At 39.6% G+C, this 18,842-nt stretch carries 19 protein-coding genes and 1 pseudogene; 11 read left to right on the top strand and 9 right to left on the bottom strand.

Annotated features, from left to right (window positions below; genetic code table 11):
* Positions 1-89 precede the first annotated feature (89 nt).
* A complete protein-coding gene (ppsR, locus tag E0409_RS14355) occupies positions 90-926 on the top strand; it encodes a posphoenolpyruvate synthetase regulatory kinase/phosphorylase PpsR (RefSeq protein ID WP_131291938.1) in 837 nt (278 codons plus the stop codon).
* A gap of 67 nt (positions 927-993) precedes the next feature.
* Positions 994-1,764 carry a hypothetical protein gene (locus E0409_RS14350; RefSeq protein WP_131291936.1) on the top strand — a complete coding sequence of 257 codons (771 nt, stop codon included), beginning with the start codon at positions 994-996 and terminating at the stop codon, positions 1,762-1,764.
* A gap of 49 nt (positions 1,765-1,813) precedes the next feature.
* On the opposite strand, the gene E0409_RS14345 is transcribed toward E0409_RS14350, so the two are convergent.
* The 6 genes from E0409_RS14345 to E0409_RS14320 form a co-directional block, all read right to left on the bottom strand.
* A complete protein-coding gene (locus E0409_RS14345; protein WP_131291934.1) occupies positions 1,814-2,368 on the bottom strand; it encodes an NAD(P)/FAD-dependent oxidoreductase in 555 nt (184 codons plus the stop codon).
* 359 nt (positions 2,369-2,727) lie between these two features.
* Positions 2,728-3,204, bottom strand: coding sequence for an inner membrane protein YiaA (gene yiaA / locus E0409_RS14340; protein WP_131291932.1), 477 nt, complete (start codon positions 3,202-3,204; stop codon positions 2,728-2,730).
* A 174-nt stretch (positions 3,205-3,378) separates the two neighbouring features.
* Positions 3,379-4,380, bottom strand: coding sequence for an LLM class flavin-dependent oxidoreductase (locus E0409_RS14335; RefSeq protein ID WP_131291930.1), 1,002 nt, complete (start codon positions 4,378-4,380; stop codon positions 3,379-3,381).
* A gap of 159 nt (positions 4,381-4,539) precedes the next feature.
* On the bottom strand, positions 4,540-5,028 hold the full coding sequence (locus E0409_RS14330) for a hypothetical protein (protein WP_131291928.1): 489 nt from the start codon (positions 5,026-5,028) through the stop codon (positions 4,540-4,542).
* Between the two features lie 187 nt (positions 5,029-5,215).
* Positions 5,216-5,653 carry a glycine zipper domain-containing protein gene (locus tag E0409_RS14325; RefSeq protein WP_131291926.1) on the bottom strand — a complete coding sequence of 146 codons (438 nt, stop codon included), beginning with the start codon at positions 5,651-5,653 and terminating at the stop codon, positions 5,216-5,218.
* A 191-nt stretch (positions 5,654-5,844) separates the two neighbouring features.
* Positions 5,845-6,276, bottom strand: a complete 432-nt coding sequence (locus tag E0409_RS14320; RefSeq protein WP_131291923.1) for a hypothetical protein — start codon at positions 6,274-6,276, stop codon at positions 5,845-5,847.
* A gap of 367 nt (positions 6,277-6,643) precedes the next feature.
* Between E0409_RS14320 and prfA the strand changes: the two genes are divergently transcribed.
* Together prfA and prmC are read left to right on the top strand one after the other, a co-directional pair.
* On the top strand, positions 6,644-7,732 hold the full coding sequence (gene prfA / locus E0409_RS14315) for a peptide chain release factor 1 (protein WP_131291921.1): 1,089 nt from the start codon (positions 6,644-6,646) through the stop codon (positions 7,730-7,732).
* Positions 7,733-8,551, top strand: a complete 819-nt coding sequence (gene prmC, locus E0409_RS14310) for a peptide chain release factor N(5)-glutamine methyltransferase (protein ID WP_131291919.1) — start codon at positions 7,733-7,735, stop codon at positions 8,549-8,551.
* 42 nt (positions 8,552-8,593) lie between these two features.
* Here the strand turns inward: prmC and E0409_RS14305 are convergent.
* From E0409_RS14305 to E0409_RS14295, 3 genes and pseudogenes are all read right to left on the bottom strand, one after another.
* Positions 8,594-9,034, bottom strand: a pseudogene (locus E0409_RS14305) (ABC transporter permease); the annotation flags it as partial.
* A 453-nt stretch (positions 9,035-9,487) separates the two neighbouring features.
* On the bottom strand, positions 9,488-9,841 hold the full coding sequence (locus E0409_RS14300) for a hypothetical protein (RefSeq protein ID WP_131291917.1): 354 nt from the start codon (positions 9,839-9,841) through the stop codon (positions 9,488-9,490).
* Positions 9,842-10,045: 204 nt separating this feature from the next.
* A complete protein-coding gene (locus tag E0409_RS14295) occupies positions 10,046-11,068 on the bottom strand; it encodes an AraC family transcriptional regulator (protein ID WP_131291915.1) in 1,023 nt (340 codons plus the stop codon).
* Between the two features lie 155 nt (positions 11,069-11,223).
* Here E0409_RS14295 and E0409_RS14290 point away from each other — a divergent pair, with 155 nt between their 5' ends.
* From E0409_RS14290 to E0409_RS14260, 7 genes are all read left to right on the top strand, one after another.
* The gene (locus E0409_RS14290) at positions 11,224-11,994 is read left to right on the top strand and encodes a 3-hydroxyacyl-CoA dehydrogenase (protein ID WP_131291913.1); all 771 of its coding nucleotides are present in this window, start codon (positions 11,224-11,226) and stop codon (positions 11,992-11,994) included.
* Between the two features lie 243 nt (positions 11,995-12,237).
* Positions 12,238-13,374 carry an acyl-CoA dehydrogenase family protein gene (locus tag E0409_RS14285; protein WP_131291911.1) on the top strand — a complete coding sequence of 379 codons (1,137 nt, stop codon included), beginning with the start codon at positions 12,238-12,240 and terminating at the stop codon, positions 13,372-13,374.
* 238 nt (positions 13,375-13,612) lie between these two features.
* Positions 13,613-15,259, top strand: a complete 1,647-nt coding sequence (locus E0409_RS14280; protein WP_131291910.1) for an AMP-binding protein — start codon at positions 13,613-13,615, stop codon at positions 15,257-15,259.
* A gap of 137 nt (positions 15,260-15,396) precedes the next feature.
* Positions 15,397-16,167, top strand: coding sequence for a HesA/MoeB/ThiF family protein (locus E0409_RS14275; protein WP_502699840.1), 771 nt, complete (start codon positions 15,397-15,399; stop codon positions 16,165-16,167).
* 58 nt (positions 16,168-16,225) lie between these two features.
* Positions 16,226-17,524, top strand: a complete 1,299-nt coding sequence (locus E0409_RS14270) for an ABC1 kinase family protein (RefSeq protein WP_131291908.1) — start codon at positions 16,226-16,228, stop codon at positions 17,522-17,524.
* Between the two features lie 112 nt (positions 17,525-17,636).
* Positions 17,637-18,017, top strand: a complete 381-nt coding sequence (gene folB / locus E0409_RS14265) for a dihydroneopterin aldolase (protein WP_067726224.1) — start codon at positions 17,637-17,639, stop codon at positions 18,015-18,017.
* Positions 17,974-18,411: a 2-amino-4-hydroxy-6-hydroxymethyldihydropteridine diphosphokinase gene (locus tag E0409_RS14260; RefSeq protein ID WP_131291906.1), complete on the top strand. Its 438-nt coding sequence runs from the start codon at positions 17,974-17,976 to the stop codon at positions 18,409-18,411. The genes folB and E0409_RS14260 overlap by 44 nt, the downstream gene beginning before the upstream one ends.
* Positions 18,412-18,842 lie beyond the last annotated feature (431 nt).

Raw genomic sequence — 18,842 nt, 5'->3', positions numbered from 1 at the left:
CTTTTTGATTTAACTCGGCGACAGTCATGTAAGATCGGTTTACTATAAAGATTTTACAGTACTTAGACAAATATTTAAGGAGAATTTTAATGTCAGAAGGTAAACAAATTAAGCGCAGTGTATTTTTTATCTCTGATGGTACGGCAATTACTGCTGAAACCCTTGGGCACTCACTGTTAGCACAGTTTCCTCATGTAGATTTTGACATTCATATTATTCCTTATATTAGCTCTGAAGAAGCCGCAATGAATGTAGTTGCGGAAATCAATCAGCGCGCTGATCGTGATGGGCAGCAACCGTTGGTGTTTGATACCCTGGTAGATCCGTATGTACGTGACATTATTAACACTGCAAATGCAGTAAATCTTGATGTTTTTGAAGGGCTTATTGGAAAACTGTCTGAAGTGCTGGGTACTGCGCCTACAACTTTAGTCGGACAAACCCATGCTGTGACCGATTCCGAGTCTTATAAGGCACGTATTGACGCGGTGCATTTTGCCCTGGATAACGATGATGGCGCACGTACACGTCATTATGACAAAGCCGATTTAATCTTGATTGGCGTGTCACGTTCAGGCAAAACCCCAACCTCAATTTATTTGTCATTACAATTTGGCATTCGTGTGGCGAACTATCCGTTAACCGAAGAAGACCTGGATGACAACCGTTTGCCTGCAGTATTGCGCCCACATAAAAATAAACTGTTTGGTTTAATGATTGATGCGGAGCGTCTTGTAGCGATTCGTACTGAACGCAAAGCCAATAGCCGTTATGCAAGTTTCAGTCAATGTCAGATGGAACTTCGTGCGGTTGAAGGAATTTATATTTCTGAAGGAATTAAATATTTGAATGTTTCGGAAATGTCGATTGAAGAAATTTCAACCCGGGTTTTACAGATGACAGGTCTTAAACGTCGTATTGGTTAAAGTAAAAGTAGAGTTAAATTAATCTTTAACTCTACTCTATATAATCGAAAATTAAGAGGATTGTTATATGTATAAAATATTAAAGCTAAAAACAATTGCTCTTTTTTTCGCTATGCTGAGTCTGGTAAATAGCCAGACTTTTGCAGAATCTGTGGCAAATTTTGAAACTGATATTATCAATAAATATTATAAAATTAGTCTGACTGATCGCTATGAGAATGATGGCATCAATCAAGAAGTTGCATCAAAAGTCGCAAATTTTATTGAGAAAAATGCACAAAGTTTTGAATACCCATTTAAAAAATTAGTCGATAAAAACTTACTTTTATTGAATTACAGTCCTGATCGAAAGCTCAAGTTTTATACGTTTAATATTTCTGCGGGTGGTTCAATGCGTGAATTTGAGTCCTATGTGCAGTTTAAACAAGGTAATAAAGTCATTACACACGCACTCAATGATGGGGGATTTATTAAAGCCATTCGTCAAACTCGATTGAATAATGTTCCCACCTATCTTGTTTCTAAAAGGTATATTGGGAGTGGTTGTGAGGGGCAATATGGCATTCAAGCGACTCAAGTTGAAAATGCACAATATAAAAGTGTGAATGTGTTTAAGACGAAAACAAAAGCACTGGATCAGATTAATGTCCGTTATGACTGTAATTATTATCCAAAAAATATAGAGCCTTTTGATATGGATCGACTCTATATTCGTGTATCTGCAGATCTTCAAAAAATTGATATTCTAGTGATTAAGCCATCAGGTGAATTGACACAAAATTATTTGCGTTATCAAAAGAATAACTACAATTACCAATATATTGGTACGGTGAAATAAATTGATCGATAAAAAAAGAGGCATATCCGCCTCTTTTTATGCTTAAAACTTAATAGGTCGTGATAATCACGTCCACCAAGTGTTCAATGCCTTCCATGCTCTGTACCGCTTGTTCTGTAATTTTAACCACCGGCCAGGTAATTAACTTGCAGTTTTCACGCTGTAATGCTGCATAGTAAGTATCTGACTTAAAGAACACTTTATTTTCACTGGCCGAGTTGGGCATTAACTGACGTTTTAACCAGTTGTCTTTCATTTGTGATTCAAGATAGCGAATAGCCAATAATGACTTGACGCGATTGTTAAATAAGCGGCGATTTTTAATAATTAAAGGATGTGAAAGCAGTTTATGAATGCCTTTTTCTGTGTGTGGCAAAATAAAATGCGGTGCAATTTGAAATATTTTAACCAATTTTGCATGATTACAGATTTGATCTAAATGCGTCACGGTCATTTGGTTTGCACCGACAATAGCCACATTTAAATTGGAAAAATCACACAGTTTTATATCTTCAGCGGCAACAATTTTGCCTTTGAAGTTCTGAAAAAAATCGGGCGTATTTTGAAAGAAGCCATCCAATGGATTCTTTTTCTTGTTAACCATTTACATATCCTTTCTTGTTTTACTTTGTCACGGTTGGTTCTACTCTTTGGTATATCCAAGTTGGAACTTTTGGTAAAGATTTTTTTGAACTCTGGTCAGTCATCGCAACTATGTGATTGTTTCGAATGTAGATTAATTTTTGCTTATGATTTAGGCTTTTATGTGCTTAGGATAAAATAGTTTAATGTTAATCGTTGCGATGACTCTCATTTGATTTTCATTACATCTTGGAAAAATCACTGTGGTATAGTGATTCTCATCTGCTTTATCTTCATAATTTTTTAGTTGTGAACTTATAAAAAATCAAGACCTGCCATGAAAGAATAAGTCTTATTTCTATTCATGATGCTTATAAAAGCTTAGTTTTTTTCCTCATCATGTTCTATAGGTTGAAATTGTGTAGTGGAGTAATGGGGGACACTTGGTGGCTGGGTATGTGTTCTGAGATAGTCTAAATCGCGAATATTTTTTTGAACCGCAACTGCACCAAATAAACTCAGTAAAAATGCCATGATATAAAACCCTTTTTCACTTAATTCAAGTGAGGCATTCCATAAACCAATGGCAAGCAATGCGATGCAGATCACGATTGATGCCCAGCAAAGTCCAAAATAAATCGTAGTCACTTGAATGCCTTCAAGTTTATCGCGGACAATTTTTTGCAAAGATACAGCAGCGAATAAGCCATATAAAATCAGGATTAAATAATAGCCTTTTTCATTGAGTAACATTGACGCGTTAAATAAGCCGATGATATATGCAGCTGCACCCGTGATAAGCGCAACCCAACTTACAGCAATAAATGCAAAGCTAGGTTTATTAATATATTGATTCATCCTATTTTCCATTTTTTGTATTGGATTATTTTTATATAGCTATTATGTCTAAGCTAAAAAAGATCGCAAATATTGTCCAATCGAATCGACATAAAATAGATAAAATGACAGCTGAATGGATATTGATATAAAAAAATAGCACCTGTGTAGGTGCTATTGGAAATTTTAAAAGTATCAAGAATTTTTGATATCCATTAATAATTCAAAGTTCTGAATACGTTTATCTGTATCGTAAATATCACAGGTGAAGATAAACTCATCAACATTATATTTTTCTAACAGCTTTTCTAATCCGGCCTTGACTGTCTCTGCTGAACCAATTTGTGCCATCGCATAGAAGTTGTCGACTGACATTTTTTCTGCAGGTGACCAAAGTCCTTCCATGGTTTCAACAGGGGCTTTGAGTTTTAAGCTTTGTCCACGCATTAAACCCAATACACGTTGATAGGCACTGGTGGCTAGATATTGAGCTTCTTCATCTGTCTGAGCAACTACAGTTGGAACAACCATGGAAACATAAGGGCGATCCAGATATTCAGAAGGTTCAAAGTTTTCTCTATAGAGTTTGATCGCTTGATCGAGCATGCGTGGCGCAAAATGTGAGGCAAATGAATAGGGAAGTCCTAATTTTGCAGCCAGTTGTGCACTGAATAAACTTGAACCTAAAAGCCACACTGGAACATGAGTACTTTGTCCCGGTGTTGCAACAATACGTTGATGCGGTAGCGGTTCTTTAAAGTATTGCAGGATTTCCAGTACATCTTGTGGAAACTGATCTTCAGTTTCCTGGCGACCACGGCGTAAGGCACGCATGGTGACTTGGTCTGTACCTGGTGCTCGGCCAAGACCCAATTCAACACGATTCGGATAAAGGGTTGCCAAAGTACCAAATTGTTCTGCAACCACCAAAGGAGCATGGTTAGGCAACATGATGCCACCCGAACCGACTTTTAAAGTCGTAGTATTCGCTAAGATATAACCCAGTAAAACGGCCGTTGCTGAACTGGCAATGCCGTCCATATTATGATGTTCTGCAAGCCACAGACGTTTGTAGCCTAATTGTTCGGCTTTTTGTGCTACTTCCAAAGCATGATGCAGTGAAAATTGAATGCTTTTATCATCACGGACGGGTGCAAGTTCAAGTATTGAAAATTGGATGTCTTTTAATGAACGCATTGGTTTTCTCAAGTATGAAATCTAAGAAAAGCATACGATGACTGAGTGAGTTTGTATATCGTTTTTTTTCGATATATTAGGGTTGTGGGTATGAATTAAGTAATTGCAGCATTTAAATAAAAAAAGCACCCGAAGGTGCTTTAAATTGAATCTTTGGAATTAACGATGTTTGTTCCAGCCTAAATGGCGGCCATTGTCGTGGCGGTCATTATAACGGTAACTATTATAACGGCGATCATAGCGACGGTCGTCACGATCATATCGATCATCATAACGGCGGTCTTCACTGACTTTTTTACCCAAGATTGCACCACCGGCAGAACCTAAGCCAGCGCCAATATAGCCACCATTGGTGCCACCCATGTTTTTACCTACGGTATAGCCACCCGCACCACCTAAAGCACCGCCAATCACAGCGCCAGTACGGTCACGTTTGTTAGCAGCAACACCAGCACCTGCACCACCACCAACAGCGGAACCAATCATTGCACCCGTGGTACCACCCATTTGTTTACCGACAGCGGCACCGACGACACCCCCTAGAGCAGAAGTTAAGGCTGTATTTGTTGTATGGCCTGCATGGGCCGTAGTCATGGTTAAAGCAGATGAAGTTACTACAGCAGCAAGAATGATTGAATTAAATTTCATGGCAAACTCCTTTTTGAAGCTTTTGTTATCTCTTGGGTTAAATGTAATAAAAAATGTGGAAAGGAAGATGGATGAGTTGTTACTGGTTTGTATTTTTTTTCTTCCTGATTTATTCATAATTAATCATGCATCATCATGATAAAAGTAAAAAAGCACCCGAAAGTGCTTTAAAAATAAAATTTGAAAATTAACGGCGATTATAGCGACGGTTATTATAGCTATTATAACGGCGGTCTGTACGATCATCATAACGGCGGTCTTCACTGACTTTTTTACCAAGGAGTGAACCACCGGCAGCACCTAAAGCAGAACCGATATAGCCGCCATTTGTACCGCCAACACTTTTACCGACAGTGTAACCACCCACACCACCTAAACCACCACCGATTGCAGCACCAGTACGGTCACGTTTATTGGCTGAAACAGCAGCACCACCCGCACCGCCAAGTGCAGAACCAATCATGGCACCGGTATTGCCACCCATTTGTTTACCCACTGCAGTACCCACTACGCTACCAAGCGCAGAGGTTAAAGCAACATTGGTACTATTGCCTGCATAAGTTGCTGTCGTCGCAATAGCAGAAGTTGCAATTACTGTAGCAAATAAAATTGAATTAAATTTCATGGTGAACTCCAGTGGGAATCTTTTGTTATCTCTTGAGGCTAAGATAGGGCAAAGCGTTGCATTGAGGATGGATAGCTTGTTAATCGCTTGTATTTTTCTCTTCCAAATTTATCCATAATTAACAGGCGATAAGGGCAATAAACGAAAAAAGCACCCGAAGGTGCTTTTTTGTTATGTCAACAGATCGTGTATTAACGATGGCTGCGATAGTATTTTTTAGAATGTTTTTTGTAAGAGCGTTGGTCAGCGCGACGATCTTCTGATACTTTTTTACCTAAAACTGAACCACCGGCAGCACCTAATGCAGAACCGATATAACCGCCCGTAGTACCACCCACGTTTTTACCTACTGCATAACCACCTACACCGCCTAGACCGCCACCAATTGCAGCACCGGTACGATTACGTCGATCCGCAGAAACTGCAGCACCACCAGCACCACCAATTGCAGAACCGATCATTGCGCCAGTATTACCACCCATTTGCTTACCAAGGGCAGTACCCGCGACACTACCTAAAGCAGAAGTTGCAGCAATACGAGTTGAATTGTCGGCATGAGCATTAACTGCCATCATTGATGATGCAGCTAAAGTTGCGCTTAATAATAATGCATTCAGTTTCATAGTTAACTCCGTGTCCAAAAAGCGGACGTTGTCAGTCAGTTATTTCGATGGAGCAAATGTAACAAAAAGATTTTCGGGAAATGTGGAGAGGAGCAATCAGAGTTGTGGCGTTTAGTGTCTGCTTTGTAAAGTTATATTAACAGCGTTGAGAAATGCTCATAAAATAAACATTTATAAGAGAAATATGAATGAAACGAGAATTGATTTAGATCCCGTCTTAAAAAAATCCCTTTTTATATGTGGTTTTGTCCCCACAATATCTATGTCATTTAACCCTTAGAATCGTTACACTAGGCACAATTTTTTTGCGCTGATCTATGTCATATAAAGGCATGGAGATAGCCTTTGTATTGAGATATTTTGCAAAATGAAAGAATCGTTACGTTTACGATTAGATCAACTTTCTGACCGTCATGAAGAATTAAACGCATTGCTTGCGGATATAGAAGTCATTTCTGACAACAAACGCTTTCGTCAACTTTCGCGTGAACATAATGACTTAACGGAAATTACCGAAGTTTGGAAAAAGTACACCCAAGCTGAAAAAGATATTGAAACTGCTGAAGCCATGTTGTCTGATCCTGACTTTAAGGAAATGGCACAAGAAGAAATTAAAGAGAATAAAGCGTTAATTGAGTCGCTTGAATCTGATTTAAATATTCTGATGATTCCGAAAGATCCGAATGATGCCAACTCTGCCTATCTGGAAATTCGTGCCGGAACCGGTGGTGATGAAGCAGCGATTTTCTCGGGTGACTTATATCGCATGTATAGCAAGTACGCTGAAACTCAAGGCTGGAAACTCGAAATTCTGTCTGAGAATGAAGGTGAGCATGGCGGTTATAAAGAAGTCATTTGCCTGATTAATGGCGAAGGTGTGTATGGTCGCCTGAAGTTTGAAAGTGGCGCACACCGTGTACAGCGTGTACCTGCAACCGAGTCTCAAGGTCGTGTACATACTTCTGCATGTACCGTTGCGATCCTTCCAGAAGTGGATGTTGATACCTCAGTTGAAATCAATCCATCTGAACTGCGCATTGATACCTACCGTGCATCGGGTGCCGGTGGTCAGCACATTAACAAAACTGACTCTGCGGTGCGTATTACCCACATTCCAACAGGTACAGTGGTGGAATGTCAGGACGAACGTTCACAGCATAAAAACAAAGCCAAAGCCATGGCTTTACTGGTTTCACGTTTGGAAAATGCCAAACGTGCCGCTGCCGATGCGGCAACCTCTGAAATGCGCCGTGACTTGGTTGGTTCAGGTGACCGTTCAGAGCGTATCCGTACCTATAACTATCCGCAAGGCCGTATGACCGATCACCGTATTAACTTAACCTTATATAAGTTAGATGCCGTGATGGAAGGTGATTTAACAGAATTGCTCGACAGTTTACACCGCGAATATCAGGCGGATCAGTTAGCAATGCTTGCACAACAGAATGGTGGTTAATTGAATATTGCACAGGCTTTGGCCTTACGTGGTGAAGCAGAAAGTTATGAACGCCAAGAAAATGCTTGGTTGCTCGAACATATCACCAAAATTGATTCTTTTGATTTGATCATGAAAAAGGATCAGCAACTGACAGCTGAGCAAGAACAAGCTTATCTTGATGGTTTAAACCGAATAGAAGATGGCGAACCTTTAGCGTATGTGACAGGTTCACAGCCCTTTTGGACGCTAGATTTAAAAGTGACCAAAGATACTTTGGTGCCGCGTCCAGATACAGAAGTTCTGGTGGAATCGGTTTTACATTTGGACTTGCCTGAAGATGCGCGTATCGTTGATTTGGGTACAGGCACAGGTGCAATTGCTTTATCACTTTCCAGTGAACGTCCTGAATGGGAAGTAACAGCAACAGATATTTATGCGCCAACTTTAGAAGTTGCAAAATTTAATGCGGATAAGCATGATTTGAATCATGTGAAATTCTCATGTGGTAGTTGGTTTAAAGCATTAGAAAAAAACCAGTTCTTTGATGTGATTGTATCGAATCCGCCATATATTGATCCTCAGGATAAACACATTAAAGGTTTAGCGGCAGAGCCTCGTCGTGCTTTGGTTGCAGGCAATAATGGATTGGCTGATATTGAATTCATTATTCAAAATGGTAAAAAGTGGTTAACTGCCAACGGTTGGGTTGCACTTGAGCATGGTTATGATCAAGCTGGTGTGGTGTATCAACTGTTTAAAAAATATGGTTATAAAGATATTCAAACCATTAAAGATTACGGCGGCAATAACCGTGTGACGATTGGCTGTTCAAGATAGCTGAAAAGTAATCGATTTAAAAATAAAGCGCTTTTGAGCGCTTTATTTTTTGACTACATCCCGCCAGAGTAACAGCCGGTTTTCAGCAAGTTTCATTAAACTATCGGTTAGTTTTCCTAAAATGGCCAATAAGATAATCGCAATAATGACAATGTCAGGTCGAGAAGTTTCCCGTCCATCACTGAGTAAATAACCGATTCCTTGGGTTGCGGCAATCAGTTCGGCGGCAATCATAAACATCCAGGCTAGGCTGGGAATCGATTTGAGTGCGGAAAAAGAAGGTTCCAGAAATTCTTCGGCTTGCCTGTTTAAACCGACCAGAATGGCAAAAACCAACGCAAGACCACTGCCGATAAAGAAACCTAAAAATAGCCGCCAAGTACTGGTCCAGATATGTAGCCATAAAGCGCCTTCAGATAATTCTACTAAAGACTGCCATAAGCTACTGGGTGCTGGGAGTAAGTAGGGCGCTATAAAACCATTATATTAAAAACATCCATAGGCATGAATAAAAGTAAAATAAAAATATTTTAGAATTAAGGATATAGGGTGAAATTTCATTGTAATTATTACGTAATTACAAATTAGGTAAGGTGGTAAAAAGATGCCAATTTTTACCAGCATTTTTTATTACACATTTAAATAGAAGACTATTTTCGATAAAAGATTATTTGAACGAAGGTTGCTATATCTCGATATCTTTCATCTTCATATTTGGGGGGGCAATCATTGGGGAGTTATTGATTGATGCCTTGAGTGGCCTAAAAATACCGTGATTGATCTGCTACCGATTCAGCAAAAAATAGAGCTGGTGGTTAATGCCATGTTTCAAGCGAATGAATAAAAAGAAATATTGTGTTGATCTGTATTCAGATCGATCAAATTGAGCCAAAAAAAGCGACTTACTGAAGTCGCTTTTTTAAATTTATTTCAGATTTATACCGGAAAATCTTGTAAACAATCTGATATTTCTAATTGTGTAAGCGTATCCGTTTCGAGTGCTAAACAAAGCGCCACAATTTTTGCAGTATCTGCAAGATATTGATCATCTTTTAAAGCTACACCCGTTTGTAAAGCTTGAATACGGTCTGCGCTGATGTCGAGTGCTTGTGCTGATTCAACGGCATCTGCACGATTAAAAAAGCTGATGACAGCCTTTTGAAGGGCAGAATCAGAAGCATTTAAAATACCTTGATTCAATAGCTCATCAAATTGAGAAGTGTGAGTGTTGAGAGAATGAGTAAAATTTTGCACTAAACTTTGCTCTAGTACATCAATCATCTTAAGCATGTCAGAACCTTTAATTTAAGGTGATTCCACGAGGAGGATAACAGCAGATTAAGCATAAAACTATGCTTTTAAATTGAGTGAAAAATAACCTATTTTGGAACTTTATGCAAATATCTTTCGATGAATGGCGGGTCGATTTTTTAAGCCAATGAAAACTTTAAAAATTATTAAATAATGATTTTAACCTATGTAAATACAAGTCCCTTACTGCTCTTTATGTTGACGATAAGCCCCCGGACTGACACCTGTCCATTTCTTGAAAGCACGGTGAAATGCACTTGGGTCATGGAAGCTTAATTCATCACTAATGTCTTGTAGGGTTTTGTCTGTTTTGGTGAGAAATTCAATTGCGCTATCACGCCGGATATCATTTTTAAGTTGTTGATAACTTACGCCTTCACTTTTTAAGCGCCTTTGAATGGTAGCATCGGACATATTTAAACGTTGTGCAATTTCATTCAGTTCTAACCATTCAGCAGGTGGAACGTTCATTAAGTGTTTACGTATTTGAGAGCTAATGGCATTCGGATTTTTAAAACGCACCAATAGATTGTGTGGGGTTTGCTGAATGAACCGATACCATGATTGCATATCTTGCTTGATCTGAATGTTTAAATAATTGGCATCGAACTGAATGTAGTTTTCATTGCTATTATATTGAATATTTTCACAAAACCGGACTTTATAGTCCTGATCATCCAGCGGAGCATCGCATTTGAGTTGAATCTGCTTGAGTAAAACTCTTTGCCCGCTTAACCAGCACATCAAGCCATGAATCAGCATTAAATAGGTGGCATAGCTGAACATTCTTTTGGTCTGCTTTTGCTCGTAAATCACGATATAAGCGTAGTTTTCCTGAACAAATAATTGGCTCGAAAAATCATCCAGAACCAGATTTAAAAATTGCAAAATATGTTGAACCGCTTTTTCCAGTGTTTCGGCATGCATGACGGATTGTGATAACAGTTTAAAACTGCCACGACGCATCGGATGGCTATCCATGCCAAAAAATTCGTCATTCATGGCGTCAGCCAGTTCAATCCAAAGCTGAGCATATTGTGACACTGAAACACGTGCTTTACTGGATTGCATTAACTCAACAGGAATACCGGATTTGAGTAGGATATTCTGTATGTTCAATCCTTGATGGTCGGCAGACAGTAGTGCCTCATGGACAAGACTGATTGAGATGGTTCCTTTGCTGTCGTTTAACTCTTGTTCATTCATGTACTGATGTCCATGTTCAGTTCATTTGTGCGATAGATTGGACTGTCCGAATCCATCATTCAGGATGCATTATTTGGAAATTGTACTCTAGCTTAACTGCATTTACTCTGCATCTTAAGTCGAGTGTTCATACAAAGAATTGACAGGAATATAAAATGAAAATTCAAGGAAAAGTGTTTGTTGTGACAGGCGGTGCCTCCGGATTAGGTGCAGCAACAGCAACGTATTTGGTCGGTCAAGGTGCAAAAGTCATCATGGTCGATATGAATCAAGAGCTTGGTCTGGAAATGCAACAGCGTTTAGGTGAGCACTCAGTCTTTGTAAAACTGGATGTGACTGATGAGCATGCGGTAAAAGTATTTTTTGACAATGTTGAAAAAGAGTATGGGCAATTAAATGGTTTGGTCAATTGTGCCGGAATCGCTCCATCTGCCAAAGTACTTGGACGTGATGGCATGCATGATTTTGCCATGTTCCAAAAAGTTTTAAATATTAATGTCAGCGGTACATTCAACATGATTCGTTTTGCTGCAAATTTGATAGCGAAATATGAATTAAAAGCAGGTGAAGAAGAACGCGGTGTCATCGTAAATACAGCTTCAGTTGCTGCATTTGATGGTCAAATTGGTCAGTCCGCTTATGCAGCATCGAAAGGTGCCGTGGTTGCCATGACTTTGCCTTTGGCACGTGAGCTTGCGCGTGAAGCGATTCGTGTAATGACCATTGCACCAGGCATTATGGAAACCCCAATGTTGAAAGGCATGCCACAAAATGTACAGGATGCTTTAGGACAGATGGTGCCGTTTCCACCACGTTTAGCCAAACCGGAAGAGTTTGCACATTTGGTGGGACATATTTTTGAAAATGCGTATTTGAATGGTGAAGTGATTCGTCTGGATGGCGCGATTCGTATGCAGCCTAAATGATACGGATTTTTATAGAGAATTGAATCTGTATAGCTGCAAATTTCTACTCAGATTTGAATAGCTTCGTATAAGCATGCATTTTCTTTTGAAGGATCAAAAGAAACAAAAATCCTTTACGAACTGAAGATACGTCCTTGTATCTCAGTTTCGCAGGTGACATCCATGTCGCCGTCACGTACATCCGAATAATGTAAATATCAAACAGCTTGAAATGAATAAAATAGATATAGAAAGGGATCCTCAATGATTTTAAATGATGAACAAAAGATGGTTCAGGATATGCTGCGCAATTATTCGCAAAACAAGCTGAAACCCACTGCGGCTGAACGCGATAAAACTGCCAAATTCCCTGCACAAGAATTAAAAGAACTGGGTGAACTTGGTGCCTTAGGCATGACCGTGTCAGAAAAATGGGGCGGTGCAGGTCTGGATTATGTATCCCTCGTGGTCGCTTTAGAGGAAATTGCTGCAGGTGATGGAGCCATTTCAACGATTGTCAGCGTGCAAAATTCGCTCCCTTGTGGGATTACTCAACGCTACGGCACAGAAGAACAAAAACAAAAATATCTAACTAAACTGGCGACAGGCGAATGGCTAGGATGTTTTTGCTTAACAGAACCTCAAGCAGGTTCGGATGCCGGTGCACTTGAATGCAAGGCAGAACGTAATGGTGATTTTTGGGTACTCAATGGCACCAAACAGTTCATTACTACAGGTAAGCATGCACAAGTGGCGATTGTCTTTGCGGTGACGGATAAAGCTGCAGGGAAAAAAGGCATTTCCTGTTTCCTCGTTCCTACAGACACAGAAGGTTATATCGTTTCGCGTCTTGAAGAAAAGATGGGACAACACTGTTCAGATACCGCAACCATCATTTTTGAAAATTGCCGGATTCCTGCCGAAAATTTATTGGGTAAGGAAGGTGAAGGCTACAAAATCGCTTTGTCTAACCTGGAATCTGGGCGAATCGGTATTGCTGCGCAATCTGTCGGCATGGCACGTGCTGCACTTGATGCTGCTGTGGAATATGCCAATGAACGTAAAGCATTTGGTGTAGAGATTGTTCAACATCAAGCGGTTGCATTTCGTCTAGCGGATATGGCGACGCAAATTGAAGCGGCACGACAACTGATTTTCCATGCCGCCACTTTAAAAGATGCAGGTTTACCCTGTTTAAAAGAAGCTTCAATGGCGAAACTGTTTGCGTCTACCATGGCGGAACGGGTGTGTTCAGATGCGATTCAAATTCATGGCGGTTATGGCTATGTGTCTGATTTTCCAGTAGAGCGGATTTACCGTGATGTACGGGTCAGCCAGATTTATGAAGGGGCATCGGACATTCAGCGTTTAGTCATTGCACGTGAAGTCACTAAAATCTAAATAACGATTTAACTGTGGTTGAATTTTAGACTTTGGTTGGTGCTCAAATCCTGCACATTTTTTGATGGATTCGGAAATTGCAGGATGACATCAAGCATGTTTATCTAGGTGAATAGTGAAGTTAAAAGATTAAAAATGCTGAATGCATTTTGGCATTTTTAGAATGAGAACAATAAGCAAAATGGATCAACAAAGCAGGAGCTTTGTTCAATAAAAGAACGGATGAGAGGTTGTGGTCATGAAGACATTAGAACAGGCATATCAAGAGTTTAATTTTGATGATTTTCTCGCGGAACAACTGGTCGGTACATCTCAGTCAGTCAATGCCTATGTTGAATGTTGCGAGCGTTATCTCGGTTCAAATAAAACTGCCCTAATCTGGGAAAGTAAAAATGGCGAGTCTGCCGAATGGACCTTTGAACAGTTGGCGGAAGCATCTGGAAAATTGGCAAATTATTTTGCATCCATAGGCTTAAAAGCAGGGGATTGCATTGCCGGATTATTACCGCGTACCCCTGAACTGCTGATTACCATTTTAGCGACCTGGCGCATGGGTGCAATTTATCAGCCATTGTTTACTGCGTTTGAATCTAAAGCTATTGAACATCGTATCAATACTGCCAAAACCCAATTGATTGTGACCAATGAAGATCAACGTCCAAAACTGAATGGTGTCACTGTACCGCATATTTTAACGGTGCATCAAACCAATACATTAAATCAGCAGGATGATGATTTTTGGACAGAATTTGCTCAACAATCAGAATCTTTTGAACCAGTGATGCAAACTTTTGAAGATGATTTCCTGATGATGTTTACTTCAGGTACTACAGGTTTGGCCAAATCAGTTCCTGTTCCTTTAAAAGCAGTGTTGGCATTTAAAGGGTATATGACCTATGCCGTGGATTTGCGTGAACAAGATTCTTTCTGGAATCTGGCGGATCCGGGATGGGCATATGGCTTGTATTACGGTATTACCGGACCTTTAAGTCTAGGTCATAGCATTATTATGGATGAGCGTGCATTTAGCGTAGATAACGCCGTGCAAGTGATTCAAAAATATAAAGTCAGTAATTTAACCGGTTCACCAACTGCTTTCCGGATGTTTTTTGGATTTAAAGAAAAATTTGATCCCTCAATTAAAGAACATTTACGTGTGGTAAGTAGTGCAGGTGAGCCTTTAACCCCTGAAGTGATTCACTGGTTTAATCATGATTTAAATGTGAATATTTATGATCAATATGGACAGACTGAACTGGGGATGGTGATTGCCAATCATCATGCCTTGGAACATGAAAAGAAAGTCGGTTCAGCCGGTTATGCCATTCCGGGACATCGTTTTGCAGTATTGAATAAAGATCATCAGGAAGTCGAAAAAGGTGGTATTGGAACTCTGGCGATTGATAATTCACAATCACCATTGGCCTGGTTTAAAGGTTATGACGGACATAACCTTAAATCCTTTGTTGGTCATTATTATTTAACCGGTGACACAGTTAAATTAAATGAATTTGGCGGTGTGGATTTCATTGGTCGTGCTGACGATGTAATTACAACGTCAGGTTATCGTGTGGGGCCTTTCGATGTTGAAAGCACTTTACTTGAATGTGAAGAAGTTTTGGAGTCTGCAGTCATTGGTAAGCCAGATCCAGAACGAACAGAAGTGGTAAAAGCTTTTGTAGTACTCAAACCGAAATTTTCAGCTTCAGGTGAGTTAAGTTGTAAGCTTCAGGAATATGTACGTTCGCGTTTATCGAAGCATGCTTATCCGAAGGAGATTGAATTTGTAGAGGGTTTACCTAAAACCTCCAGTGGCAAAATTCAGCGCAATTTACTCAAGCAACAGGAAATTGCCAAAATGCAGGGAATTCAAAAAGTAAGTTAAACCAATTCTAGTTTTAAAAGTTCCATGCTCTTGCACCCGAAAGGGTGCTTTTTTTATTTAGTCCTCTTTCATCATCATTTTGAACTATAATTCATCCTGAACTTAAATGAATAATATTAGTCGACAGGGATTGCCAAGTGACCGATCTAGATATAGACCTGGAGTTAACTGATGAAGAAATGCATCTTTATAGCCGTCAAATTCTTCTTGATGGCTGGGATATAGAAGCACAAGAAAAACTCAAACTTGCCAATGTCTTAATCGTAGGTTGCGGTGGAATTGGTTGTACCACAGCAGAACTTCTGGCGCGTGCAGGTGTTGGTCAAATTACCTTGATTGATGCTGATACGATCGAAATGAGTAATCTGCAACGGCAAATAGCCTATGTAGAAGAAAATATTGGTTTTTATAAATCCGAAATACTGGCTAAACGTTTAAAACAAATTAATCCGCATATTCGTGTTGAATCTCAAACTGTAAAGCTGTATGAAAGCAATGCAGAACAACTGATTTCAAATCAAGATCTGGTTTTAGATGGCTGCGATAATTTCACTACACGTTACCTCGTTAATCAAACCTGCCAGCAATTTGGTGTGCCTTTAATCAGTGCCTCAGCGATTGGTTTTCAGGGACAACTGTTTATGGTTGAAAGGGAATCGGCGTGTTATGAATGTCTATTTCCCAAAGAGCAGCATGCTAATGAAAACCTGCGCTGTGCCGATTCTGGTGTATTAGCGACTACACCGAACGTCATGGCAAGCTTACAAGCACATCATGCCTTGCTTTATTTGGGACTAGGCAAAACACCACTGAAGCAAAAACTGATGCTCTGGGATGGTCTAAGCATGAAGCAACGTTTACTTGCTTTCGAAAAAGATACAGATTGTCCAATCTGTCAGGCAAGATAGACCTGCAAAGCAATATTTTTTTGCTACACTCACTTCAATTTAATTCTAAGCTGACATTATGAAAAACAATATCTGGTTAGATGGCCTGCGTTCAGTTGCCCGTGTGGGGGAAACAGCTGTCATTGCAGCAAAAGCCGGCATTAAATACGCCACAGAAAAACCAAGTAACGCAAAACTGATGCGTGAAACTTTTGAATCCTTAGGTTCAACTTATATCAAGCTCGGGCAGTTTATTGCCAGCACACCTTCATTATTTCCACGTGAATATGTCGAGGAATTTCAAGGCTGTTTGGATCAAACTCCGTCATTGCCTTTTAGTTATGTACAAGGCGTATTGGCCTCTGAGTTTGCAGGCAGAAATCTGGATGAAATCTTCATTTCAATTGATGAAAAGCCTTTAGCTTCGGCCTCTATTGCACAAGTTCATGCAGCTAAACTGGTGACTGGTGAAGATGTGGTGATTAAAGTGCAAAAGCCGGGTGTAGAAACCATTCTTTATACCGACTTAAATGTCTTGCACTGGGCCACCAAAATTTTAGAAAAAGCGGTACCAAAAGTTAAATTTGCATCACTTGCCGATATTGTTGATGAAATTAAAACCCGTATGGTGCGTGAAGTCGATTTTATTGAAGAAGCACAAAACCTAGATGATTTTGTCAATTATCTGAATGTGACGCAAAACCAGAAAGCGACTGCACCAAAAGTTTATCATCAATATTCAACCCGTCGTGTTTTAACCATGCAACGCTTGTATGGTGTGCCATTGACTGATTTTGATGTGGTAAAAAAAGTATCTAAAGACCCATCTCAGGTTTTGATTACCGCCATGAATACCTGGTTTGGTAGCTTGATGATGTGTAACAGCTTCCATGCAGATTTACATGCAGGCAATCTGATGTTGCTTGAAGATGGTCGTGTCGGTTTTATCGATTTCGGTATTGTCGGTCAGCTTAATCCTGAAGTGTGGACAGCTTGTATTGCCTTTATGGATGCACTGCAAAAAACTGATTACAACTTGATGGCAGAAAACATGCTGAAAATGGGCATGACTGACAAGAAAATTGATACTCAAGTCCTCGCAGCTGATTTAGAACGTCTATTTAGTGGGGTATTACTTGCCGATCCTCAGGAATTACTCACTTCAAATCCTGCAGATTTAAATGACATCATGATGGATATGGTTGGCGTAGGCGAGCGTCATGGTATTCGCTTCCCGCGTGACTTTGCCTTGCTATTTAAGCAAATGCTGTATTTCGATCGCTTTATGCGCATCCTTGCTCCATATACTGATATTTATGCAGACCAAAGACTGCAAATGGTGCAAACTCTTGATCCAAATGTGTTGTTAAAAAACTAAGTTATTAGTGAGAAAATCTCCCTAAATCCCTCTTTATAAAAGAGGGACTTTTCCTTTTTTTTTAAAGAAAGTTAAGGAGATTCAAAAATCAAAGTCAGTAAAGGGTAAAAACATGGATGCAATTATCATTGAAGGTTTAAAGGTCGAAACAGTGGTGGGATGTTTCAATTGGGAACGTCAAATCATTCAGCCTCTAATGCTTGATATGACCATCCAGACCAGTTTGGAACAGGCTTCTAATTCTGATGAACTGGAACATACGCTGAATTATGCGGAAATTTGCGAAATTTCTGCCACTGTTATTCAAAAAGCACAGCCAAAATTGATTGAACATGCAGCAAAGCTTGTGCTAAATGCGCTTTTTACTACCTTTCCTGCGGTTGAATCGATTATGATTACGATCCGTAAGCCTGCCATTATCGCGCAAGCAAATTCTGTAGGAATTCGTCTTGAACGCCACCGAAACGATATTCGCCTTAGCTCTGGCGAGTAATTGTCATCCTGAATACCATTTTAAGCAGGCATTTGCCCAGATTGCTGAAATTGGACAGGTTCAATTCTCTGAAATTTATTTAATTCCATGTCGCGATGGCGTTGGTGCAGATTATTGGAATGCTGCGTGTTTGCTTAAAAGTAAAATGAGTGTCGAAGAAATGACTTCCATTCTTAAAAAAATGGAAGATGATTCAGGCCGTGTACGTCCATCGCATCAAATTTCTTTGGATGTGGATCTGATTGCGTGGGGAGAAGACTTGTCTCATATGCAATTTAACCCGAAGAAATTACCCCTCGCAACTGATGTCAAAATTCCAATGCAGGATATTTGGCAGAGTGTTGAGTTTCAACATGAAAAACATGAATTTCCAATTGTGCATTGGGTAGATTAAGTTTTACTAAGTTCATTATAAGATGATTCTAGTTTTAAAATAGCCTAAGCAAATTGTGACTTTAATCTAGAAGTATTATTCGATTTGCCTCTAACAACAGAGAATATGGAAATAGATGAGTGTGGATAGAGTTTGACTGATTAAAATTGAAAAAATCATCAAATCTTAGGCAGGGAATGTGATATATCATTCAAAAAGCCTGATCTTTGCAGATTAGGCTCGTTAATCATAGTTAAACAAATGATTTTAAATGAATAATAAAAGCTGTTATTCCCAAGTAGAAATGTCCTACCTAATAACCAAATAGAAATGTCCTATATGGACATTTCCAAGTCAAGCACAGGATTCAGATTTCGTTGTTGAATTGCTGTTTTCTGTGCACGTCTGCTTGGCATCTTTTGAGAACGATTGCGTTTGTTTTGTTGTTCCAG

The organism is Acinetobacter sp. ANC 4862, assembly GCF_004336635.1.
Taxonomy (GTDB): Bacteria; Pseudomonadota; Gammaproteobacteria; order Pseudomonadales; family Moraxellaceae; genus Acinetobacter.
This window is presented reverse-complemented; position numbering and strand designations above follow the sequence as displayed.